Source organism: Streptomyces sp. NPDC051207, from assembly GCF_040682395.1.
In the GTDB taxonomy this organism is placed as follows: domain Bacteria; phylum Actinomycetota; class Actinomycetes; order Streptomycetales; family Streptomycetaceae; genus Streptomyces.
In genome coordinates this window covers 23,909-44,198 of record NZ_JBFBAX010000033.1, presented here as the reverse complement: position 1 = coordinate 44,198, position 20,290 = coordinate 23,909, and the positions used below count along the sequence as shown (strand labels likewise).

Sequence of the window (20,290 nt, the reverse complement as noted above, 5' to 3'; positions counted from 1 at the left end):
CCGTCACCGCCCCGCCCACCTGCTGGGACGCCTCTCCCCCGGAGCGCACTCCATGGGGCAGACTCGGCGGCATGGAGACTGCCCGGTTTCTCGAAGTCCTCGACGCGGAAGGCACCTTGCTGGCCGCGGCGGCCGAGCGCGCCGGAACCGGCGCCGAGGTGCCGGCCTGCCCCGGCTGGAAGATGCGCGACCTGCTGCGGCACACCGGCGCGGTGCACCGCTGGGCGGCGGCCTTCGTCGCCGAGGAGCACACCTCGCCCCGCCGGATCGAGGACGGCCCGGAGCTGGACGGCGCCGAGCTGATCGCCTGGTACCGGGACAGCCACCGCGGCCTGGTCAAGACGCTGGCCGCCGCGCCGCCCGACGTACGGGCGTGGACGTTCCACCCCGCGCCGTCGCCCTCCCCACTGGCCTTCTGGACCCGGCGGCAGGCCCACGAGACGGCCGTGCACCGCTTCGACGCGGAGGGTGCGCCCGGGGCCGCGCCGCCGTCCTCCCCCACGCCGGTCGGCGCGGAGTTCGCGGTGGACGGCATCGACGAGTTGCTGCGCGGCTTCCACGCCCGCCCCAAGAGCCGGGTCCGCACCGACGAGCCCCGCGTGCTGCGGGTGCGCGCGACGGACACGGACGCGGTGTGGACCGTACGGCTGTCCGCCGAGCCGCCCGTGGCCACGCCGAACGACTCCGCCGACGCCGACTGCGAACTGTCCGGTCCGGCCGGCCAGTTGTACCTGGCCCTGTGGAACCGGCTGCCGGTGCCGAGCGTGTCCGGTGACCGCTCCCTCGCCGCGCTGTGGCAGGAGAGGTCGGCGATCGTCTGAGCGGGCCGTTCAGCCCGCCCGGTCGTCGGCGAGCATCCGGGTCAGTACGGCGCGCTGGAGCGGCAGCACCCTGCCGTGCAGGGCGCGTCCCCGCGGGGTGAGCGCCACGCGTACGCCCCTGCGGTCCTCGGGGCAGGCGCAGCGCGCCACGAGGCCGTCCCTCTCCAGCCGGGCGATCAGACGGGACAGGGCGCTCTGGCTGAGGTGGACGCGTTCGGAGATCTCCTGCACGCGGTAGGAGCCGGCGCCGTCCGAGGAGCGGCCCTCCGCGAGGACGTCGAGCACCTCGAAGTCACTGGCGCACAAGCCGTGTTGGTTCAGGACACGGTCGAGTTCGCACTGCGTGCGCGCGTGCAGCGCGAGGATGTCCCGCCACTGTGCCACGAGGGCCTGCTCGGCCTTCTTCGCCGCCATGGGGCGCACCGTAGCAGAGCGGCCATTTCTTTGCATCTGAATTAAATGCGCTTGCATTGGATGCGTATGCATGTAGCCTCTCGGTCATGACCTCTCCGCTCACCCACCCCACGGCCGAGGGCCGTTGGACCCCCCGGCTGTGGGGCAGCCTGCTCGTGCTCTGCGCCGCGATGTTCCTGGACGCCCTCGACGTGTCCATGGTCGGCGTCGCGCTGCCGTCGATCGGCGCCGACCTCGGCCTGTCCACCTCGTCCCTGCAATGGATCATCAGCGGCTACATCCTGGGCTACGGCGGCCTGCTCCTGCTCGGCGGACGCGCCGCCGACCTGCTGGGCAGGCGCCGGGTCTTCCTCGTGGCGCTGGCGGTGTTCGCCCTGGCCTCACTGCTGGGCGGGCTCGTCGACTCCGGCCCGCTGCTGATCGCCAGCCGCTTCATCAAGGGCCTGAGCGCCGCCTTCACGGCACCGGCCGGCCTGTCGATCATCACCACGACCTTCCCCGAGGGCCCGCTGCGCAACCGGGCCCTGTCCATCTACACCACCTGCGGCGCCACGGGCTACTCGATGGGGCTGGTGTTCTCCGGCCTGCTGACCGAGGCCAGCTGGCGGCTCACGATGCTGCTGCCCGCCCCCATCGCCCTCATCGCCCTGTTCGCGGGCATCAAGCTGCTGCCGCACACCCGGCGCGAGAAGAGCACGGGCGGCTACGACATCCCGGGCGCCGTGCTCGGCACCGCGTCGATGCTGCTGCTGGTGTTCACCGTCGTCCAGGCGCCCGAGACGGGCTGGACCTCGGCGCGCACGGTCCTGTCCTTCGCGGCCGTCGCCGCCCTGCTGGTGGCGTTCGTCACCGTGGAGCGGCGCAGCGCGAGCCCGCTGGTCCGGCTCGGGGTGCTGCGGTCCGGCCCGCAGGTCCGGGCGCAGCTCGGCGCGTTGACGTTCGTCGGCAGCTATTTCGGGTTCCAGTTCCTGGTCACGCTGTACTTGCAGTCGCTGCTGGGCTGGTCGGCGCTGCAGACGGCGCTGGCGTTCCTGCCGGCGGGCGCGCTGGTGGCGCTGTCCGCGACCAAGGTGGGCACCGTCATCGACCGGTTCGGCACCGCGCGGCTGATCGTGGTGGGCTTCGCCTTCATGGTGACCGGCTACGTCCTGTTCCTGCGCGTCGACCTCGACCCGGTGTACGCGGCGGTGATCCTGCCGACGATGCTGCTGGTCGGTTCCGGCTTCGCGCTGACCTTCCCGTCGCTCAACGTCCAGGCCACGAACGGCGTCGGCGAGCACGAGCAGGGCATGGTCTCCGGCCTGCTCAACACGTCGGTCCAGGTGGGCGGCGCGATCTTCCTCGCCGTGGTGACGGCGGTGATCACGGCGAACGCCCCGGAGAACCCCACGCCGCAGGGTGTCCTCGACAGCTACCGTCCCGGCCTGGTGGTGGTGACCCTGGTCGCCGTCGCCGGCCTGCTCATCACCCTCACCGGCCTGCGCACCCGCCGCCCGGGCCGCACGATCACGGTCGCCAGGTCCCCTCTCCCGGAGGCGCACGCGGAGCCGGTGCCGGTCCGCGACTAGGGGGACGCCTCCCCTGGTGGGCCCGGCGGGGACTGCTTGCCCGCCGGGCCCACCACTGTCCAAAAAGATCAGCGGCTCGCCCTTCAGGCACACGACCGTCCAGCAGGCGACTTGCTCCCTCCGTCGGCCGCACCCCCGTCCGGTGAGGTCGGTGAGGGCTCCGCTCAGCCCAGCCACCCCGGCCGTACCAACCCCGACTCGTAGGCCAGGACCACTAGTTGGGCCCGGTCGCGGGCGCCCAGTTTCACCATGGTGCGGCTGACGTGGGTCTTGGCGGTGAGGGGGCTGACGACCAGGCGGCGGGCGATCTCGTCGTTGGACAGGCCGATGCCCACCAGGGCGTCACCTCCCGTTCCCGCTCGGTGAGTCCGGCGAGCGCGTCGGCCGCGGCGGGTTCCTTGGAGCGGGCCGCGAACTCGGCGATCAGCCGGCGGGTCACCCCGGGCGAGAGCAGCGCGTCGCCGTGCACCACGGCCCGTACCGCGCGCAGGAGTTCGTCGGGCTCGGTGTCCTTCACCAGGAAGCCCGAGGCGCCGGAGCGGATCGCCTCGAAGACGTACTCGTCCAGTTCGAAGGTGGTCAGCATCACCACCTTCACGTCCCCCAGCGCCTCGTCGCCGGTGATGCCGCGCGCCGCCGCCAGACCGTCCAGCACCGGCATGCGGATGTCCATCAGCCCGCGCGTGGTGACCGCACGTACTCCCCGGGGAGTACGTCGTCCCGCCCGGGCCTGTCCCCGGTCGCCTTCCTCAGCCGGTCACGGGCGCCACGCGGCAAGGCGACCGGCCCCCGGCCGGCACCGGCGGTCAGGAGCCCGCGCCCGTCCCCCTGCCCACCGGACCCCGGTCCACCATGGTCAGGGCGCGCTGGGCCAGCGGATGGCCGCGGACGATCTCGCCCAGCGACGTCGACCCCTGGGTGATGTCCTTGAACGCCCGCCAGGCGGGCCGGAAGCCGGTCAGCAGGGCGTGGAGCAGCCCGGGGCGCCGCTCGTAGAGCGCCATCATCCGCTTGCCGACGCTCATCTCGACGCCGAGGCCCGCCTTGACGGCGAAGGCGTAGTTGAGGGCCTGACGGCGGGCGTCCACCGCGTCGTGCGCCTCGGCGATCCGCACCGCCCACTCGCCGGCGAGCCGTCCCGACCGCAGCGCGAAGGAGATGCCCTCCCGGGTCCACGGCTCCAGCAGCCCCGCCGCGTCCCCGCACACCAGCACCCGGCCGCGCGACAGCGGGGAGTCGTCGGCACGGCAGCGGGTCAGGTGCCCGGAGGAGATGCTCGGCTCGAAACCGGCCAGGCCGAGCCGGCCGATGAAGTCCTCCAGGTAGCGCTTGGTGGCGGCACCCTCGCCGCGCGCGGAGATCACGCCGACCGTCAGTGTGCCGTCCTTGGGGAACACCCAGCCGTAACTGCCGGGCATGGGGCCCCAGTCGAGGAGGACGCGGCCCTTCCAGTCCTCGGCCACGGTGTCCGGGACGGGGATCTCCGCCTCCAGACCGAGGTCGACCTGGTCGAGCTTCACCCCGACGTGCGCCCCTATGCGGCTGGCGCTGCCGTCCGCGCCGACCACCGCCCGCGCCAGCACCGTCTCGCCGCCCTGGAGGACCACGGCGACCGTGCGCCGGTCCGGGACGGCCGAGCCGTGCTGCTCGACGCGCTGGACGGTGACGCCCGTACGCAGCTCGGCGCCCGCCTTCTGCGCGTGCTCGACGAGTTGCTGGTCGAACTCGGGACGGTCGACGAGCCCGAACAGCATCTGCCGGGAGCGGCGGGTGCGGGTGAAGCGGCCGTTGTGCGAGAACGTCACCGCGTGCACCCGGTCCCGGAACGGCAGCTCGAAACCGGGCGGCAGCGCGTCGCGCGAGGGGCCGATGATGCCTCCGCCGCACGTCTTGTACCGGGGCAGCTCGGCCTTCTCCAGCACCAGCACGCGGCGCCCCGCCACCGCCGCCGCGTAGGCGGCCGATGCCCCGGCGGGTCCCGCGCCCACCACGACGACGTCCCACACCTGCCGCACGTCGTCCGCCGAAGAGTGCTCGCTGCTCACGATGGTCTACTGCTCCCGATCAGCCGCCTGCCGCTCCCCCGCGCTCCGGCGCCGCTCGAGCAGGGGGGACCCCATGTCTCCCGCATCCTACGGCGGTCGTCGCCGCAGGTCGCTGTGGGAGGATCGGCAGCGTGCGCCCCCCGGCCACGGGAGGGCGTGCGACCGCGCGATCACGCGCACCACACGTGAGCATCCGTACAACGTCGCACCCACGAGGAGCGTGCCCATGTCGTCGAATCCGGTCGCCGAGACCGTCGCCTCCCTGATGCCGAGGGCGAAGGCGGAGCTCACCGAGCTGGTGGCCTTCAAGTCGGTGGCGGACTTCGACCAGTTCCCGCGCAGCGAGAGCGAGGGCGCCGCGCGGTGGGTGGCCGACGCGCTGCGCGCGGAGGGCTTCGAGGACGTGGCGCTGCTGGACACCCCGGACGGCACGCAGTCGGTGTACGGCCATCTGCCCGGTCCGGAGGGTGCCCGCACGGTGCTGCTGTACGCCCACTACGACGTGCAGCCGCCGCTGGACGAGGCGGGCTGGGCCACCGCGCCGTTCGAGCTGACCGAGCGCGACGGCCGCTGGTACGGGCGCGGCGCCGCCGACTGCAAGGGCGGCGTCATCATGCACCTGCTGGCGCTGCGCGCGCTGAAGGCGACGGGCGGCGTGCCGGTGCACGTCAAGGTGGTGGCCGAGGGTTCCGAGGAGCAGGGCACGGGCGGCCTTGAGCGGTACGCGGAGCAGCACCCCGAGCTGCTGCGGGCCGACGCGATCGTCGTCGGTGACTCCGGGAACTTCCGCGTCGGCCTGCCGACGGTCACCACGGCCCTGCGCGGCATGACGATGGTCCGCGTCCAGGTCGACACCCTGGAGGGCAACCTGCACTCCGGGCAGTTCGGCGGCGCGGCCCCCGACGCGCTGGCGGCGCTGATCCGCGTCCTGGACTCGCTGCGCGCCGAGGACGGCTCGACGACCGTCGACGGGCTGGCCGGGGGATCCTCGTGGGAGGGACTGCAGTACGACGAGGCGCAGTTCCGCAGGGACGCGAAGGTGCTGGACGGCGTGGAGCTGATCGGCTCCGGCACGGTCGCCGACCGCATCTGGGCGCGCCCGGCGGTCACGGTCATCGGCATCGACTGCCCGCCGGTGATGGGTGCCACGCCGTCGGTGCAGGCGAGCGCCCGCGCGCTGGTCAGCCTGCGGGTGCCGCCGGGCGTGGACGCGGCGCAGGCGACGAAGCTGCTCCAGGCGCACCTGGAGTCGCACACGCCGTGGGGTGCGCGGGTGCGGGTGGAGCAGGTCGGCCAGGGCCAGCCGTTCCGCGCGGACCCGACCAGCCCGGCGTACCGGGCGATGGCGGACGCGATGGCGGTGGCGTACCCGGGTGAGGAGATGCAGTACGCGGGTCAGGGCGGCTCGATACCGCTGTGCAACACGCTGGCCTCGCTGTACCCGGACGCGGAGATCCTGCTGATCGGCCTGAGCGAGCCGGAGGCGCAGATCCACGCGGTGAACGAGAGCGTGTCGCCGCAGGAGTTGGAGCGCCTGTCGGTGACGGAGGCGCTGTTCCTGCGGAACTACGCGGCGGGCTGACCTGCCCGGCCGCCCCGCGTTCTGCCCACGGCAGAGGCCCCTGCCCGCGGGCGGGGGGCCCGGCTACGTTCGTGCCATGGACGTCATCGAGCTGCTTCCCCGGCTCCATCTGCTGCGTTTCCCGGTCGGCCAGGCGTATCTGTGGCGGGACGGCGACGAGTCGACGCTGATCGACGCCGGGCCGCCCGGAGCCGGCGGGCGGATCGCCGGGGCGGTCAGGGAGCTGGGCCGGGATCCGCGCTCGGTGCGCCGTGTCGTCCTGACGCACTTCCACGAGGACCACGTGGGCGGGGCGGCCGAGTTCGCGGCGCTGACGGGCGCCGAGGTCCTGGCGCACGGCCTGGACGCGCCCTTCGTACGGGGTGAGGCCCCCGGTCCGCCGCCGGTGTTCGAGGACTGGGAGCTGCCGATCCACGCGGAGGCCGTCAAGCATCTCCCGCAGGGGGACTTCCCCCGCCCGCGGCGGGTCACCGAACTGGCCGACGGTGACGTCCTCGACGTGGGCGGCGGGGCGCGTGTCGTGCACGTTCCCGGTCACACCGAGGGCAGCATCGCGCTCCATCTGCCGGGCCACGGCGTGCTGTTCACGGGCGACACCGTGGCCGCGTCGCCGCTGGACGGCACGGTCATGCCGGGCGTGTTCAACCTGGACCGCGGCCGGGTCCTCGCGGCGTGCCACCGGCTGGCGGCGCTGGGCGCGGACGTGGCGTGCTTCGGCCACGGGGACCCGGTCCTCGGCGGGGCGGCCGAAGCGATCGGACGAGCGGCCGAGACCGCCGGGGCGCCGGACTGACCTTCAGGCCCGCTCCGCTGCGCCGGCCTCGTCGGCGTACGGCGTGGGCACGCCCGCCTCCAGGTACAGCGCGGCCCCGCGTTCCCGGGCCCGCAGGGCCCAGCGGAGCCGTTCGTGGCGGACGGGCGGGAGCAGTTCGGCGGCCTCCTGTTCGGTGACGAAGCGCCAGTCGCGCAGCTCGGGTCCGGGCAGCAGGAGGCGGGCGGCGTCCGCGGAGGCGAGCCGGCCGCCGTCGAAGAGCAGGCGCAGACCGCCGTAGCCGGGTGGCGCGGGCGGCTCCCAGTCCACGACGAGCAGGGTGGGTACGTCGTCGAGGCGGATGCCGGTCTCCTCGGCGACCTCGCGCATCCCGGCGCGGGCGGGTGCCTCGCCGGGTTCGACGACACCGCCGGGGAACTCCCAGCCGGCCTTGTAGGTGGGGTCCACGAGCAGCACCCGGTCCCGCTCGTCGAAGAGGAGGACGCCCGCGGCCAGGGTCTCCGCGGTCGGCTCCGGAGTCTGCACGATGTCGCAGGCCGGCACGGCGCCCCCGGCGACGGCCTCGGCGATCCGCACGGCCGTCTCGTACGGGGTGAGCGCGCTGGTGTCGACCGGATAGGCGTCGGTGGTGAGCCAGGAGGCGAGCGCGGCCTTGTACGGCTCGATGTGGTCGTAGGACCACTGCCGCACGCGTATCTCCCCGTCGGGGAGGTCCGGGGGGATCTCCCGGTCGGCTATACGCCGGCGCAGGATCGTTTCCGCCGGGGCCAGGAGCACATGCCGGACGGGGATGCGGCGGGCGGCGAGGCCGCCGAAGATCTCGTCGCGGTACTCCTGGCGCAGCAGGGTCATGGGCACCACGAGGGTGCCGCCGAGTTCGGCGAGCATCGCGGCCGCCGTGTCGATCACGAGACGCCGCCAGATCGGGAGGTCCTGGAAGTCGCCGACCTCGGCGAGGTGCTTGGCCGGCAGCAGGTGCGCGAGCGCTCCGCCGACGACCTCGGGGTCGAAGAGCGTGCTGTTCGGGATCAGTTCGATCAGTTCCCGTGCGGTGGTGGTCTTTCCCGCACCGAACGTCCCGTTGATCCAGACGATCACGTTTCCCCCTCTTGAGTTGGCCCCCTGTGGCTTGCCCGCTCCACCCTGCCACGGAAACCAGCCGCAGTTGAGGGCGCACATGCCGACGGCGCCGGTCCCCGTGGTCACGGGGCACCGGCGCCGCCCGGCCGGGAGGGGACCCGTCAGTCCTCGCCGTCGAGGGCGTCCTCGACCCCGGTCAGGCTGTCCTGGGCGACGAGATCCTGGGCGGAGCCGAGGGTGCGGTCCACGTCGAGATCACCGAGCGCGGACAGGCCCTCGGCGTGGGACGGGGTGACGGCCGCGACGACGAAACCGGCGGCGAGGGAGGCGATGGCGAGCATGCTGCGCTTCTTCATGCCGTACTCAACTGCGCGGCGCTCCAGGAGTCACGCACCGCTCACCCGGGCGTGACCTCCTGGCGGCGCCGGAAGGCGCCCCCAGCCGCGCCCCGCCCCCGAGCCGGGCGGCTCTACACCCCCGCCACGGCCCGTCCCGACAGCGCCGCTGCCGCCGCCCCCACCAGGCCCGCGTCCGTGCCCGTCCGGGCCGGTGTCACCGTCAGGCGCCGGACGAAGGACAGCGTCGCGTACCGGCCGAGCGCGCTGCGGAGCGGGGTGAACAGGACGTCGCCCGCCTTGCCCACCCCTCCGCCGATCACCACGATGTCGATCTCGACCAGGGTCGCGGTGGCCGCGATCCCGGCGGCCAGCGCCTGCGCCGCCCGCTCGAAGGAGGCCACCGCGACCGGGTCACCGGCCCGCGCGGCGGCGGCCACCGCGGCGGCGGAGGTGTCGCCGTCGGGGCCGGGACGCCAGCCTCCCTCCAGGGCGCGGCGGGCGATGTTCGGGCCGCTCGCGAGGCGCTCCACGCAGCCGCGCGAACCGCACGGGCAGGGGTCGCCGTCCAGGTCGACGCTGATGTGGCCGATGTGACCGGCGTTGCCGGTGGGTCCGGGATGCAGCCGCCCGTTCAGGACCAGGCCGCCACCGACGCCCGTCGAGACCACCATGCACAGCGCGTTGTCGTGGCCGCGGGCCGCGCCCTGCCAGTGCTCGGCGGCCGTGATCGCGACGCCGTCGCCGATCAGCTCGACGGGCAGGTCACCGGTGACGGCGCGCACCCGCCGGACCAGCGGATAGTCGCGCCAGCCGGGTACGTTGACCGGGCTGACGGTGCCCGCTGAGGCGTCCACCGGGCCCGCGCTGCCGATGCCGACGGCCGAGGCGCGCGTCCACAGCGGGGACGCGGCCAGCTCGCCGAGCACGTCCTCCACGGCCCGCATCACGGTGTCGCCGTCCTCCCGCGCGGGCGTGGCGCGCTGGGCCCGCACCAGGATCTCGCCGTGGCCGTCCACCAGGGCGCCGGCGATCTTGGTGCCGCCGATGTCGAGCGCGGCCACGAGGTTGGTGTGCATCAGAGTCGGATCTCCCCGTCCACCGTGCGAAAGCGTCGCGAAAAATGGGAAAGCAGCAGGCCGGTCGCGCGCAGGGGCGCGGGCCGGAGAGTGCGGTGGACAGTGTCTCCCGCATTTGACAACGTTGTCCAGGCTCTATGCTCGACGCCACATCCTCATACAAGCCCATGGACCGCCGCATCCCGTGCGGACGACAGGAACAGGACACCCGCATCGTGCCCGAGACGCCCCGCCGAGCCGACCGCCTCCCCGGAAGCCGCTACGGCAATCGTCCGACCATGAAGGACGTGGCCGCCCGGGCCGGAGTGGGGCTGAAGACGGTCTCGCGCGTGGTCAACGGCGAGCCGGGCGTCACGCCGGACACCGAGCGCCGCGTCCAGGAGGCCATCGACGCGCTCGGCTTCCGCCGCAACGACAGCGCGCGGGTGCTGCGCAAGGGCCGCACGGCGAGCATCGGCCTGGTGCTGGAGGACCTCGCCGACCCGTTCTACGGGCCGCTCAGCCGCGCGGTCGAGGAGGTGGCGCGGGCCCACGGCGCGCTGCTCATCAACGGCTCCAGTGCGGAGGACCCGGACCGGGAGCAGGAGCTGGTGCTGGCGCTGTGCGCGCGGCGGGTGGACGGCCTGGTCGTGATCCCGGCGGGCGACGACCACCGGTACCTGGAGCCGGAACTCAGGGCCGGTGTCGCCACGGTGTTCGTGGACCGCCCGGCCGGGCGGATCGACGCGGACGTCGTCCTGTCGGACAACTTCGGCGGCGCCCGCGGCGGCGTCGCCCACCTGATCGCCCACGGGCACCGCCGCATCGGCTTCATCGGCGACATGCCCCGCATCCACACCGCCGCGGAGCGGCTGCGCGGCTACCGGGCGGCCATGGAGGACGCCGGGATACCGGTCGACGCCTCCTGGATGTCCCTCGGCGTCACCGACCCCGTGCGGGTGCGGCGGGCGGCCGAGGAGATGCTGTCCGGGCCGCACCCGGTGACCGCGGTCTTCACCGGCAACAACCGGGTGACCGTCACCGTGATCCGGGTGCTCGCCGAGCACCCCCGGCCCGTCGCCCTCGTCGGCTTCGACGACATCGAGCTCGCCGACCTGCTCCAGCCGGGCGTCACCGTCGTCGCCCAGGACGCCGCGGCGCTCGGCAGCACCGCCGCCGAGCGTCTCTTCCAGCAGCTGGACGGCACCCTGGTCGCACCCGACCGCATCGAACTGCCGACCCGGCTGATCACCCGCGGCTCGGGCGAGCTGCCCCCGGCGGACTGAGCGGCGCATGGACGACCGCACGCTGGAGGCCCTGGGCCTGGCCGAGGCGCCGCGCGACCATCCGCTGCTCTATCCCGGGACGTGGCCGGCGGACTCCGCCCTGCTGGACGGCGACCGGCTGCTGCCGCTGGACCGCCTGGTGCACAAGGACCGGGCCCCGGTCCTCGCCGTCGGCTCCAACGCCTGCCCGGCCCAACTGCGGCACAAGACCGCCGAGTTCGGCATCGTCTCGCCGATCCCGATGGTCCGGGCCCGGGTCACCGGCCTCGACGTGGGCGTCTCGGCGCACGTGAGCCGCATGGGGTACGTGTCCGCCTCCCCGTTCGCCGCCCCCACGGCCGTACGGGAGCTGTTCCTCATCTGGCTCGACACCCGGCAGCTGGAGGTGATCGACGCGAGTGAGGGCGTACCGCTGCCCGGCGGCAACTACGACCGCGCCTGGCTGCCCGCCCCCGGCGTACGGATCGAACTCGCCGACGGCACCCTGCTGCCCGGCGCGTACGTGTACGTGAACCGGCACGGCGTCCTGCACAACGGCACCGGCACCCCGCGCACCCATCCCGGCCAGCGCCCGCTGCTCGGCGAACTCCTGGCCGGGCGGCCCCGGTTGCGGGAGCTGTTCGGGGCGACGCCCGAGGAGTTCTGCGCGCGGGCCCGCGCCGACCGGTGGCGGTGCGAGCGGGGCACGCGGCTGTTCGCCGAGGAGCGGCTGGTCACCGCGTCGGGGCTGGAGCGGTACGTGCGGGCTCAGCACACGGGCAGCCCCGGGACCGGCGCGTCGTTGTCGCCGCCCTGGACGTAGACGTCGCTGACGAAGACGCCCGCGTTGCCGCTGTCGTCGTCCGTCTTCGCCCACCACACGTTGGTCCACTCGCCGTAGGTCTCGCGGCGGCCCAGGTTCTGCTGGCAGTAGAAGTAGTTGGTGCCGGCGTTGAGCACACCGACCTCGGCGCCTTCCGCGGTGTAGGACTTGGCGGTGCGCCAGACCTGGCAGTTGTACTTGCCGCCGCCGATCGGGGTGCACGCGGGCGGGGGCGTGGTCGTCCCGCCGCCCGTCGTACCGCCGCCTGTCGTACCGCCGCCTGTCGTACCGCCGTCGCTTCCGGAGCCGCCGTCCGTGCCACCGCCCGCCTTGTCGGGCCGCTTGGCGGCGGGCTTGTCCTCGGGGCTGCTCTCGCCCTTGCCGTCGGGTGTCCGGGACGGCTCCCGGGTCTTCTTCCGCTCGCCCCGGCCGCTCGGCTCGGGGTCGCCGGACAGCTCGCCGCGGGTACGGTCCGGGTCGGCAGTGGCCGTGGCGGTGACACCGGACCCGCCCACGCTCGCACCGGCTTCGGCCTCGCCGGAGGTGTTCAGGACGGCGACCGCGACGCCGGTGGCGACGAGAACCACGGTGACGGCAGCGGCGGCGAGCAGCGCGCGGGCCTTGCGGGGGCGCGGGGCGGGGGCGGCGGACGTGGGTGCGGAGGTTCCGCCGGGCGGAACGGCACCGGGTCCGGCCGGGCCGGGGGTCTGCGGGGCGGCGTGGCCTTGCGGGCCGTGTCCCGCCTGGCCTGGCACGTGTCCGGCGTGGCTGTGCGCTCCATGCCCGGCGTGGCCCGGCGACCCCTGTCCGGCGTGGCTGTGGGCCCCGTGTCCGGGGTGGCCCGGCCCTCCGTGTCCGGCGTGGCCCGGCGAGCCGTGCCCGGCAGGCCCGCTCGCCCAGTGCGCTGCGCTGCCCGCGCCCCGCGCCCCGGGCTCGACGTGTCCCGGCCCGTACGCCCCCGGCACCGACGACCCCCCGTCGGCCACCGCACCCTGCGGCGGTCCGAAGCCCGGGGGAATCGACGGGACACCGAGTTCCGTCGCCGCGCGGAAGGGGGTCGACGCCGGGCCGTGCGGCGGTGAGGCCGGCAGGTCGGGGTGGCCGCCGTCCGCGACGGTCTGGAGCAGGACGCGGGCCCCGTCGGCGTCGGGGCGGGACTCGGGGCGCTTGTCCATCAGCTGCCGCAGGACGGGGCCGAGCGGACCGGCGCGGCGGGGTTCGGGCAGCGGGTCGGTGACGATCGCGGTGAGCGTGGAGAAGGTCGACGTACGGCGGAACGGCGAGGCGCCCTCGACGGCCGCGTACAGCGTGGCGCCGAGCGCCCACACGTCGGAGGCGGCGCCCGGCTGGGCACCCTGGGCGCGCTCGGGCGCGAGGTAGTCGAGGGAGCCGACGAGTTCGCCGCTGCGGGTGAGGTGGGTGGCCGCGCCGTCGCCCGGGTCGTCCATCGTGGCGATGCCGAAGTCCGTGAGGACGACGCGCCCGGAGCGCTCCAGCAGGATGTTGCCGGGCTTGACGTCGCGGTGCAGGACGCCGACGCGGTGCGCGGCGGCCAGCGCGTCCATGACCTCGGCGCCGATGGCGGCGGCCTCGCGCGGGTCGAGGGGGCCGCGGTCGCGCAGCACGTCGTCGAGGGACGGCCCGTCGACGAGTTCCATGACGATCAGCGGGCGGCCGTCGACCTCGGTCACGTCGTGGACGGCGATGACGCCGGGGTGGCGCACCCGGGCCGCGGCGCGTGCCTCGCGCTGCATCCGCAGCCGCAGGTCGGCCAGTTCGGGCCCGTCGGCGTCGGTGTAGGTGCGCAGTTCCTTGACGGCGACCTCGCGGCCGAGCACCTCGTCCCTGGCCCGCCAGACCACTCCCATGCCGCCGCGGCCGAGCTGCTCCGTGACGCGGTAGCGCCCCGCGAGCAGCCGACCGGGTCCGTCTGTCTGTCCGTACTCCCCCGAAGACACCGCAGCCCCGTTCTGTGACACCTGTGACATTCGCGACGCGTGTTGCGTGCGGCGTACAGCCTAAGGGGCAGCAGTGACGGGGCCGTTGGGTGGTGCCGGCGGTGGCGGCTCCGCTAGGTGGCGGAGACGGTGAGGTCGCCGCGCCGGGGTGCCGCGTAGGCCTCCAGATCGGCGCGGGTCAGGCCGGTCAGCCGGGCGACCTCGGCGATGTCGAGGGCGCCGCAGTCCAGGCCGCGCAGCAGGTAGCCGCTGAGGGCCTTGGCGGTGGCGGGCTCGTCCATGACGTCGCCGGAGGTGCGGCCGGCGTAGCGGGCGAGGCGGCCGGCGGCCTGCTCGAAGCCCTCGCGGTAGAAGGCGTAGACGGCGGCGTACCGGGTGGGGATGTGGCCGGGGTGCATGTCCCAGCCCTGGTAGTAGGCGCGGGCCAGGGCGCGGCGGGTGAGGCCGTAGTGCAGCCGCCAGGCGTCGTGGACCTTCGGGGTGGGGCCGACGGGCAGGACGTTGGTGGAGCCGTCCGAGACGCGTACGCCGGTGCCCGCGGCGGCGACCTGCATGACCGCCTTGGCGTGGTCGGCGGCCGGGTGGTCGCCGGCCTGGTGGGCGGCGGAGACGCCGAGGCAGGCGCTGTAGTCGAAGGTGCCGTAGTGCAGTCCGGTGGCGCGGCCCTCAGCGGCCTGGATCATGCGGGCGACGGCGGCGGTGCCGTCGGCGGCGAGGATGGACTGGCTGGTCTCGATCTGGATCTCGAAGCCGATCCGGCCGGGCGGGAGGCCGCGCGCCTCCTCGAAGGCCTCCAGGAGCCGCACCATGGCGGTGACCTGCTCGGGGTACGTCACCTTGGGCAGGGTGAGGACCAGGCCGTCGGGCAGTCCGCCGGACTCCATCAGGCCGGTGAGGAAGATGTCGAGGGTGCGGATGCCGCGGTCGCGTACCGGCGCCTCCATGCACTTCATGCGGATGCCCATGTACGGGGCCGCGGTGCCGGTCTCGTACGCCTCGGCGATCAGGCGGGCCGCTCGGGCGGCGGCCTCGTCCTCCTCGGCGTCCGGGCGGTTGCCGTAGCCGTCCTCGAAGTCGACGCGGAGGTCCTCGACGGGCTCGCGTTCCAGCTTGGCGCGCACGCGCCCGTACACGGGCTCGGCGAGTTCGCGGGACAGGCCGAGGACGGCGGCGAAGGAGGCCGCGTCCGGGGCGTGTTCGTCAAGGAGGGCGAGGGCCTGGTCGCCCCAGGAGCGGATCGTTTCGGCGGTGAAGCGGTCGCCGGAGACGTACACCGTGTGGACGGGCTGGCGGGTGCCGGGGTCGCCGGGGTAGCGGCGCTCCAGCTCGGCGTCGACCGGCGCGAGGGAGGCACTGATCTCTTCACGCACGGCGCCCGCGAGGCTCGTCGCCACGGTCTCCTGCTGGCCCTGACCCATCCCACACCCTCCAGTTTTCCGCTGTACGGAATCAACAATCCGTAGAGCGAAGTTATCCGGCGAGCTTCCGCCTGGTCAACACCGTCTTACGTCCCGGTCCGCCGCGCACCTCGGCACGCGGCCGGGCCAGGCGGCGGGCCGCGGCCGGGCAGCGCGCGAGGCCCCCGTGACCGCGCGGGTCACGGGGGCCTTCGACGCGCCGGGGGCGATCAGCCCTTGCGGGCCTTGATCTCCTCGGTGAGCTGCGGCACGACGTCGAACAGGTCGCCGACGACGCCGTAGTCGACCAGGTCGAAGATCGGGGCCTCGGCGTCCTTGTTGATCGCCACGATGGTCTTCGAGGTCTGCATGCCGGCGCGGTGCTGGATCGCGCCGGAGATGCCGGAGGCGATGTACAGCTGCGGCGACACGGACTTGCCGGTCTGGCCCACCTGGTTGGTGTGCGGGTACCAGCCGGCGTCGACGGCGGCACGCGAGGCACCGACGGCCGCGCCGAGCGAGTCGGCGAGCGCCTCGATGATCGCGAAGTTCTCCGCGCCGTTCACGCCACGGCCGCCGGAGACCACGATCGCGGCCTCGGTCAGCTCCGGGCGGCCGGTCGACTCACGCGGCGTACGGCCGGTGATCTTCGTGCCGGTGGCCTTGTCGGAGAAGGTCACGGACAGCGCCTCGACCGCGCCGGCGGCCGGGGCGGCCTCGACCGCGGCGGAGTTCGGCTTGACCGTGATGACCGGGGTGCCCTTGGAGACCCGGGACTTGGTGGTGAACGCGGCGGCGAACACCGACTGGGTGGCCACCGGGCCCTCGTCACCGGCCTCCAGGTCGACGGCGTCGGTGATGATGCCGGAGCCGATGCGCAGCGCCAGACGCGCGGCGATCTCCTTGCCCTCGGCGGAGGACGGGACCAGGACGGCGGCCGGGGACACGGCCTCGTAGGCGGCCTGCAGCGCGTCCACCTTCGGCACGACCAGGTACTCGGCGTACTCGGCGGCGTCGTGGGTGAGGACCTTCACGGCGCCGTGCTCGGCGAGGGCGGCGGCGGTGTCGGCGGCGCCGTTGCCGAGGGCGACGGCGACCGGCTCGCCGATCCGGCGGGCCAGGGTCAGCAGCTCCAGGGTGGGCTTGCGGACGGCGCCGTCCACGTGGTCGACGTAGACGAGAACTTCAGCCATGGGATTGCTCTCCTGCTCGGAAAAGTAGAGGGGGCGGTCGGCGAACCGGGGCTCAGATGAACTTCTGGCCCGCGAGGAATTCGGCGAGCTGCTTGCCGCCCTCGCCCTCGTCCTTGACGATCGTGCCGGCCGTACGGGCCGGACGCTCGGCCGCGCCGTCGACCACCGTGTAGGCGCCCTCCAGGCCGACCTCCTCCGCCTCGATGTCGAGGTCGGACAGGTCCCAGGACTCCACCGGCTTCTTCTTGGCCGCCATGATGCCCTTGAAGGACGGGTAGCGCGCCTCGCCCGACTGGTCGGTGACCGACACGACGGCCGGCAGGGAGGCCTCGAGCTGCTCGGACGCGGCGTCGCCGTCGCGGCGGCCCTTGACCGTGCCGTCCTCGACGGAGACCTCGGAGAGCAGGGTGACCTGCGGGACGCCGAGGCGCTCCGCGAGCAGGGCCGGGACGACGCCCATGGTGCCGTCGGTGGAGGCCATGCCGGAGATCACCAGGTCGTAACCGGCCTTCTCGATCGCCTTGGCCAGCACCAGGGAGGTGCCGATGGCGTCGGTGCCGTGCAGGTCGTCGTCCTCGACGTGGACGGCCTTGTCGGCGCCCATGGACAGCGCCTTGCGCAGCGCGTCCTTGGCGTCCTCGGGGCCGACGGTCAGGACGGTGACCTCGACGTCGTCGTCGGAGTTCTCGGAGATCTGCAGCGCCTGCTCGACCGCGTACTCGTCCAGCTCGGAGAGCAGACCGTCCACGTCGTCCCGGTCGACGGTCAGGTCATCGGCGAAGTGCCGGTCGCCAGTGGCGTCGGGCACGTACTTCACAGTGACAACGATCCTCAAGCTCACGCCGGCTCTCCTACTGCATCGTCATTTCTCGGCTGCCTGCTTGCAGGCAGCATAGGCGCGCCTCAAGCGGCTGGTCCCGGTCGGGGCGACCCGCGCTCCGGCCCGAAACATTACTCGTCAGTACACTCAGTTCCTGCCCGCTAAGCAAGCGCTTTGAACTGTGACCTGTGCAACGCAGCGTAACCGGAACCGGACCGTCACGCAGCAGCGGGACCAGCGGCCCGGCGGGGCCTCAGTCGCGCAGTCCGGTGAAGCGCCCCTGGTGGTGGACGAGGGGCCGGCCGAGGCCCGAGGGATCGCCGAGGGTGACCTCGGCGAGGACGACGCGGTGGTCGCCCGCCGGCACCCGCGCCACCACCCGGCACACCAGCCAGGCGAGGACGCCGTCGAGCAGGGGGACCCCCTCGGGACCCTCCCGCCAGACGGTGGGCGGGCCGAACCGGTCGGCACCGCTGCGGGCGAAGGTGGCGGCCAGCTCCTGCTGGTGCTCGCCGAGTATGTGGACGCCGACGTGGTCGGTCGTGGAGATCGCGGGCCAGCTGGAGGCACCGGTGCCGACACCGAACGAGATCATCGGGGGTTCGGCGGACACGGAGGTCAGCGAGGTGGCGGTGAAGCCGACCGGGCCGGTGCCGGACTGCGCGGTGATCACCGCGACTCCGGCCGCGTGGCGCCGGAAGACGGAGCGGAGCAGTTCGGGGGAGGCGGTCCGGTGGGTGACGAGATCGGGCGTGGCCGTCACGGAGTTGTCCTTCGGGGGAGGCGACGAGCGGGTCCTTGGCTGCTCAGCAGCCCGGACAGCGCGCGCTCGCGGTGCGGGCGAGGTCGGCGTGCACCCACCCGAGGAGAAGGGATTCCGAAGGCATACGCCTCAGGCTGACGACACGAACCGGGCATGGTCAAGTACGTCCCTGCATGTGGGAGATGGCTCACGGTCGTCCCCCGGGGTCAGACCGCGTCGCCGAGCGCGGCGATCACGTCGGCCTTGCGGGGCTGTCCGGTGGCGCGGCGCACGACCCGGCCGTCGGCGTCGAGGACCAGCACGGTCGGCGTCCTGAGGATGTCCAGGGCGCGTACGAGGTCCAGGTGGGCCTCGGCGTCGATCTCGACGTGGGTGACGCCCGGGACCAGGCCGGCGACCTCGCCGAGGACGCGCCGGGTGGCCCGGCAGGGGGCGCAGAACGCGCTGGAGAACTGCACGAGCGTGGCCCGCTCGCCGAGTGGTGCGCCCAGTTCGGCCGCCCCGAGCCGCTTGCCGTGGTCGCGCCCGCGCACCCGTGTCCTCCCGCTCCGCCGCCGTTGCAGCACTCCGTGGGCGCTCGCCGCCGCGAGCACCGACACGCACACCATGAGTCCGGTCATCCTCTTCTCCAGCGTTCACGAGACCGCAAAGATTCCCGGCTGCCGGTACGGCCCGTGGTGCGGGATGCCGGGGCCGCATGGACATCGAGGTGAGGGGCCGCGGTTCTGGGCGGCCGTGACGAGCACCGTCCTGGCAGTCGTGCTGATCGGCCGGCAGCGTCTGGCTGCCGACCCGGCAGGCGCCGGCGTTCGCGCTGGGCGCCGCGGGCGGCTCGCCGTACGGAGGGGTGTTCCGCGAGGCGGTACGGCCGCGGCTCGGGCCGTCGGCGGAGTGCGAGGCGCCGCGGCCGCCGCGCCTCGCGCAGGGGGTGGGGCTGCTCTTCGCGGTCGCCGGTCTGGCCGGTCTCACGCCGGGCCCGCAGTGGCTGGGGTCGGCAGCGACGGGGGCCGCGCTCGCGGCGGCCTTCCTCACTGCTGCTTTCGGGTACTGCCTGGGGTGCGAGATGTACCTGCTCGTGCGGCGTGCGACGGTCCGCGCCGGGCAATGACCGCGTAAAACCCCGAGGTGGGTCGCGTGCGACGACGTGACGAGAATCTCGCGGTTGACGGGCGAGAGGACTGGCTACCCGGACGTTCTTCGGGCACGATCTCGACAAGCCGTAAACCTACGGCTGCGTAACTTTCCGCCGGGAGTCCCCTTCCCAGGCAGAGAAGGAAGGGTCCAACCTGCCCATGGCAGAACTCGTTTACCGTCCCGTCGTCGGTCTCGCTCGCACTCTGTTCAAGGTGTGGGACCTCAAGATCGACCTTCGGGGGTCGGAGAACATCCCGCGCTCGGGCGGCGCCGTACTGGTGAGCAACCACATCAGCTACCTGGACTTCATCTTCAACGGCCTGGCGGCACTGCCGCAGAAGCGTCTGGTTCGGTTCATGGCGAAGGAGGCCGTGTTCCGGCACAAGATCTCCGGCCCGCTGATGCGTGGCATGAAGCACATCCCCGTGGACCGCAAGCAGGGCGAGGCGGCGTACCAGCACGCCCTGGACTCGCTGCGGTCCGGCGAGATCGTCGGGGTGTTCCCCGAGGCCACCATCTCCCAGTCGTTCACGCTCAAGAGCTTCAAGTCCGGCGCGGCCCGCATGGCTCAGGAGGCGGGCGTCCCCCTGATCCCGATGGCCGTGTGGGGCACGCAGCGGCTGTGGACCAAGGGCCAGCCGCGCAACTTCGGACGCAGCCACACGCCGATCACCATCCGGGTCGGCGAGGCGATCGAGGCGTCCCGCGACAAGTACGCGGGCGCGATCACCCGGCAGCTGCGCGAGCGCGTGCAGGAACTCCTCGAGGCCGCGCAGCGCGCCTACCCGGTGCGCCCCAAGGACGCCGACGACACGTGGTGGCTGCCGGCGCACCTCGGCGGTTCGGCGCCGACTCCGGAGCAGGTCCGCGAGACCGAGGCCCGCTGAGCCGCGCCGCCGCCTTCACCGCGCCGCCGCTGGTGTTCCGGCCGTGACCGGTGAGCCGCACCGCCCGGTGCGGCTCACCGCTGCGGACCGCGTGACGGGGCGAGTGAATGCGGGCGCTGGACCAAGGTGTCGGTGACGGCCCTGGCGATCCTGGGCATCGGCGGCCGGCCGGCCGAGCCGTACGTGCGCGACCGGTGGGTGCTGCGCACGGCCTGCGACGGGGCGTTGGCCGCGGCTGCCGGGTCATCGGCCGGCGTCCTGGTCGCCGCCGGCACGTCACGACAGGATGGCGCGTCCTCCCCGCCGGCGCCAGTGGTACGGCCACGGCGCCCGCGACGAGGACCAGTGCCACAGCCGGTGCCGGAACCCAGTGGG

The 20,290-nt window shown here is 73.7% G+C and carries 18 protein-coding genes and 2 pseudogenes; 8 read left to right on the top strand and 12 right to left on the bottom strand.

Going from position 1 to position 20,290, the window contains the following annotated elements; genetic code table 11:
• Positions 1–71: 71 nt before the first annotated feature.
• Complete coding sequence (locus AB0M97_RS26035; RefSeq protein WP_365963402.1) at positions 72–821, top strand: maleylpyruvate isomerase family mycothiol-dependent enzyme; 750 nt, start codon at positions 72–74, stop codon at positions 819–821.
• 9 nt (positions 822–830) lie between these two features.
• Here AB0M97_RS26035 and AB0M97_RS26030 read toward each other — a convergent pair whose 3' ends face one another.
• Positions 831–1,235 carry a MarR family transcriptional regulator gene (locus AB0M97_RS26030; protein WP_365963401.1) on the bottom strand — a complete coding sequence of 135 codons (405 nt, stop codon included), beginning with the start codon at positions 1,233–1,235 and terminating at the stop codon, positions 831–833.
• Between the two features lie 86 nt (positions 1,236–1,321).
• On the opposite strand from AB0M97_RS26030, the gene AB0M97_RS26025 reads away from it, so the two are divergent.
• On the top strand, positions 1,322–2,803 hold the full coding sequence (locus tag AB0M97_RS26025; protein WP_365963400.1) for an MFS transporter: 1,482 nt from the start codon (positions 1,322–1,324) through the stop codon (positions 2,801–2,803).
• A gap of 164 nt (positions 2,804–2,967) precedes the next feature.
• On the opposite strand, the pseudogene AB0M97_RS26020 reads toward AB0M97_RS26025, so the two are convergent.
• Together AB0M97_RS26020 and AB0M97_RS26015 are read right to left on the bottom strand one after the other, a co-directional pair.
• Positions 2,968–3,479, bottom strand: a pseudogene (locus AB0M97_RS26020) (response regulator transcription factor); the annotation flags it as partial.
• 130 nt (positions 3,480–3,609) lie between these two features.
• A complete protein-coding gene (locus AB0M97_RS26015) occupies positions 3,610–4,848 on the bottom strand; it encodes a geranylgeranyl reductase family protein (protein WP_365963399.1) in 1,239 nt (412 codons plus the stop codon).
• A gap of 226 nt (positions 4,849–5,074) precedes the next feature.
• Here AB0M97_RS26015 and AB0M97_RS26010 point away from each other — a divergent pair, with 226 nt between their 5' ends.
• Both AB0M97_RS26010 and AB0M97_RS26005 read left to right on the top strand, forming a co-directional pair.
• Complete coding sequence (locus AB0M97_RS26010) at positions 5,075–6,430, top strand: dipeptidase (protein WP_365963398.1); 1,356 nt, start codon at positions 5,075–5,077, stop codon at positions 6,428–6,430.
• Between the two features lie 76 nt (positions 6,431–6,506).
• A complete protein-coding gene (locus AB0M97_RS26005) occupies positions 6,507–7,223 on the top strand; it encodes an MBL fold metallo-hydrolase (protein WP_365963397.1) in 717 nt (238 codons plus the stop codon).
• A 3-nt stretch (positions 7,224–7,226) separates the two neighbouring features.
• On the opposite strand, the gene AB0M97_RS26000 is transcribed toward AB0M97_RS26005, so the two are convergent.
• The 3 genes from AB0M97_RS26000 to AB0M97_RS25990 form a co-directional block, all read right to left on the bottom strand.
• A complete protein-coding gene (locus AB0M97_RS26000) occupies positions 7,227–8,300 on the bottom strand; it encodes an NUDIX domain-containing protein (RefSeq protein ID WP_365963396.1) in 1,074 nt (357 codons plus the stop codon).
• A 143-nt stretch (positions 8,301–8,443) separates the two neighbouring features.
• Positions 8,444–8,638, bottom strand: coding sequence for a hypothetical protein (locus AB0M97_RS25995; RefSeq protein ID WP_365963395.1), 195 nt, complete (start codon positions 8,636–8,638; stop codon positions 8,444–8,446).
• A gap of 113 nt (positions 8,639–8,751) precedes the next feature.
• On the bottom strand, positions 8,752–9,696 hold the full coding sequence (locus AB0M97_RS25990) for an ROK family protein (protein ID WP_365963394.1): 945 nt from the start codon (positions 9,694–9,696) through the stop codon (positions 8,752–8,754).
• Positions 9,697–9,911: 215 nt separating this feature from the next.
• On the opposite strand from AB0M97_RS25990, the gene AB0M97_RS25985 reads away from it, so the two are divergent.
• Both AB0M97_RS25985 and AB0M97_RS25980 read left to right on the top strand, forming a co-directional pair.
• Positions 9,912–10,961, top strand: a complete 1,050-nt coding sequence (locus AB0M97_RS25985; protein WP_365963424.1) for a LacI family DNA-binding transcriptional regulator — start codon at positions 9,912–9,914, stop codon at positions 10,959–10,961.
• Between the two features lie 7 nt (positions 10,962–10,968).
• Positions 10,969–11,763, top strand: coding sequence for a hypothetical protein (locus AB0M97_RS25980; RefSeq protein WP_365963393.1), 795 nt, complete (start codon positions 10,969–10,971; stop codon positions 11,761–11,763).
• Here the strand turns inward: AB0M97_RS25980 and AB0M97_RS25975 are convergent.
• The 6 genes from AB0M97_RS25975 to AB0M97_RS25950 all read right to left on the bottom strand — a co-directional run bounded on the left by AB0M97_RS25975 (position 11,709) and on the right by AB0M97_RS25950 (position 18,514).
• Positions 11,709–13,721, bottom strand: coding sequence for a protein kinase (locus AB0M97_RS25975; RefSeq protein ID WP_365963392.1), 2,013 nt, complete (start codon positions 13,719–13,721; stop codon positions 11,709–11,711). The two genes, AB0M97_RS25980 and AB0M97_RS25975, sit on opposite strands and share 55 nt — an antisense overlap.
• A 113-nt stretch (positions 13,722–13,834) precedes the next feature.
• On the bottom strand, positions 13,835–15,139 hold the full coding sequence (locus tag AB0M97_RS25970) for an aldolase/citrate lyase family protein (RefSeq protein ID WP_365963391.1): 1,305 nt from the start codon (positions 15,137–15,139) through the stop codon (positions 13,835–13,837).
• 209 nt (positions 15,140–15,348) lie between these two features.
• The gene (locus AB0M97_RS25965; RefSeq protein WP_365963390.1) at positions 15,349–16,311 is read right to left on the bottom strand and encodes an electron transfer flavoprotein subunit alpha/FixB family protein; all 963 of its coding nucleotides are present in this window, start codon (positions 16,309–16,311) and stop codon (positions 15,349–15,351) included.
• Positions 16,312–16,363: 52 nt separating this feature from the next.
• Positions 16,364–17,152, bottom strand: coding sequence for an electron transfer flavoprotein subunit beta/FixA family protein (locus AB0M97_RS25960; protein ID WP_365963389.1), 789 nt, complete (start codon positions 17,150–17,152; stop codon positions 16,364–16,366).
• Between the two features lie 232 nt (positions 17,153–17,384).
• Positions 17,385–17,894 carry a flavin reductase family protein gene (locus AB0M97_RS25955; protein WP_365963388.1) on the bottom strand — a complete coding sequence of 170 codons (510 nt, stop codon included), beginning with the start codon at positions 17,892–17,894 and terminating at the stop codon, positions 17,385–17,387.
• Positions 17,895–18,100: 206 nt separating this feature from the next.
• On the bottom strand, positions 18,101–18,514 hold the full coding sequence (locus tag AB0M97_RS25950) for a thioredoxin family protein (RefSeq protein WP_365963387.1): 414 nt from the start codon (positions 18,512–18,514) through the stop codon (positions 18,101–18,103).
• Positions 18,515–18,591: 77 nt separating this feature from the next.
• Between AB0M97_RS25950 and AB0M97_RS25945 the strand changes: the two are divergent.
• Both AB0M97_RS25945 and AB0M97_RS25940 read left to right on the top strand, forming a co-directional pair.
• Positions 18,592–19,002, top strand: a pseudogene (locus tag AB0M97_RS25945) (DUF4395 domain-containing protein).
• A gap of 184 nt (positions 19,003–19,186) precedes the next feature.
• A complete protein-coding gene (locus AB0M97_RS25940) occupies positions 19,187–19,915 on the top strand; it encodes a lysophospholipid acyltransferase family protein (protein ID WP_365963386.1) in 729 nt (242 codons plus the stop codon).
• Positions 19,916–20,290: the final 375 nt, after the last annotated feature.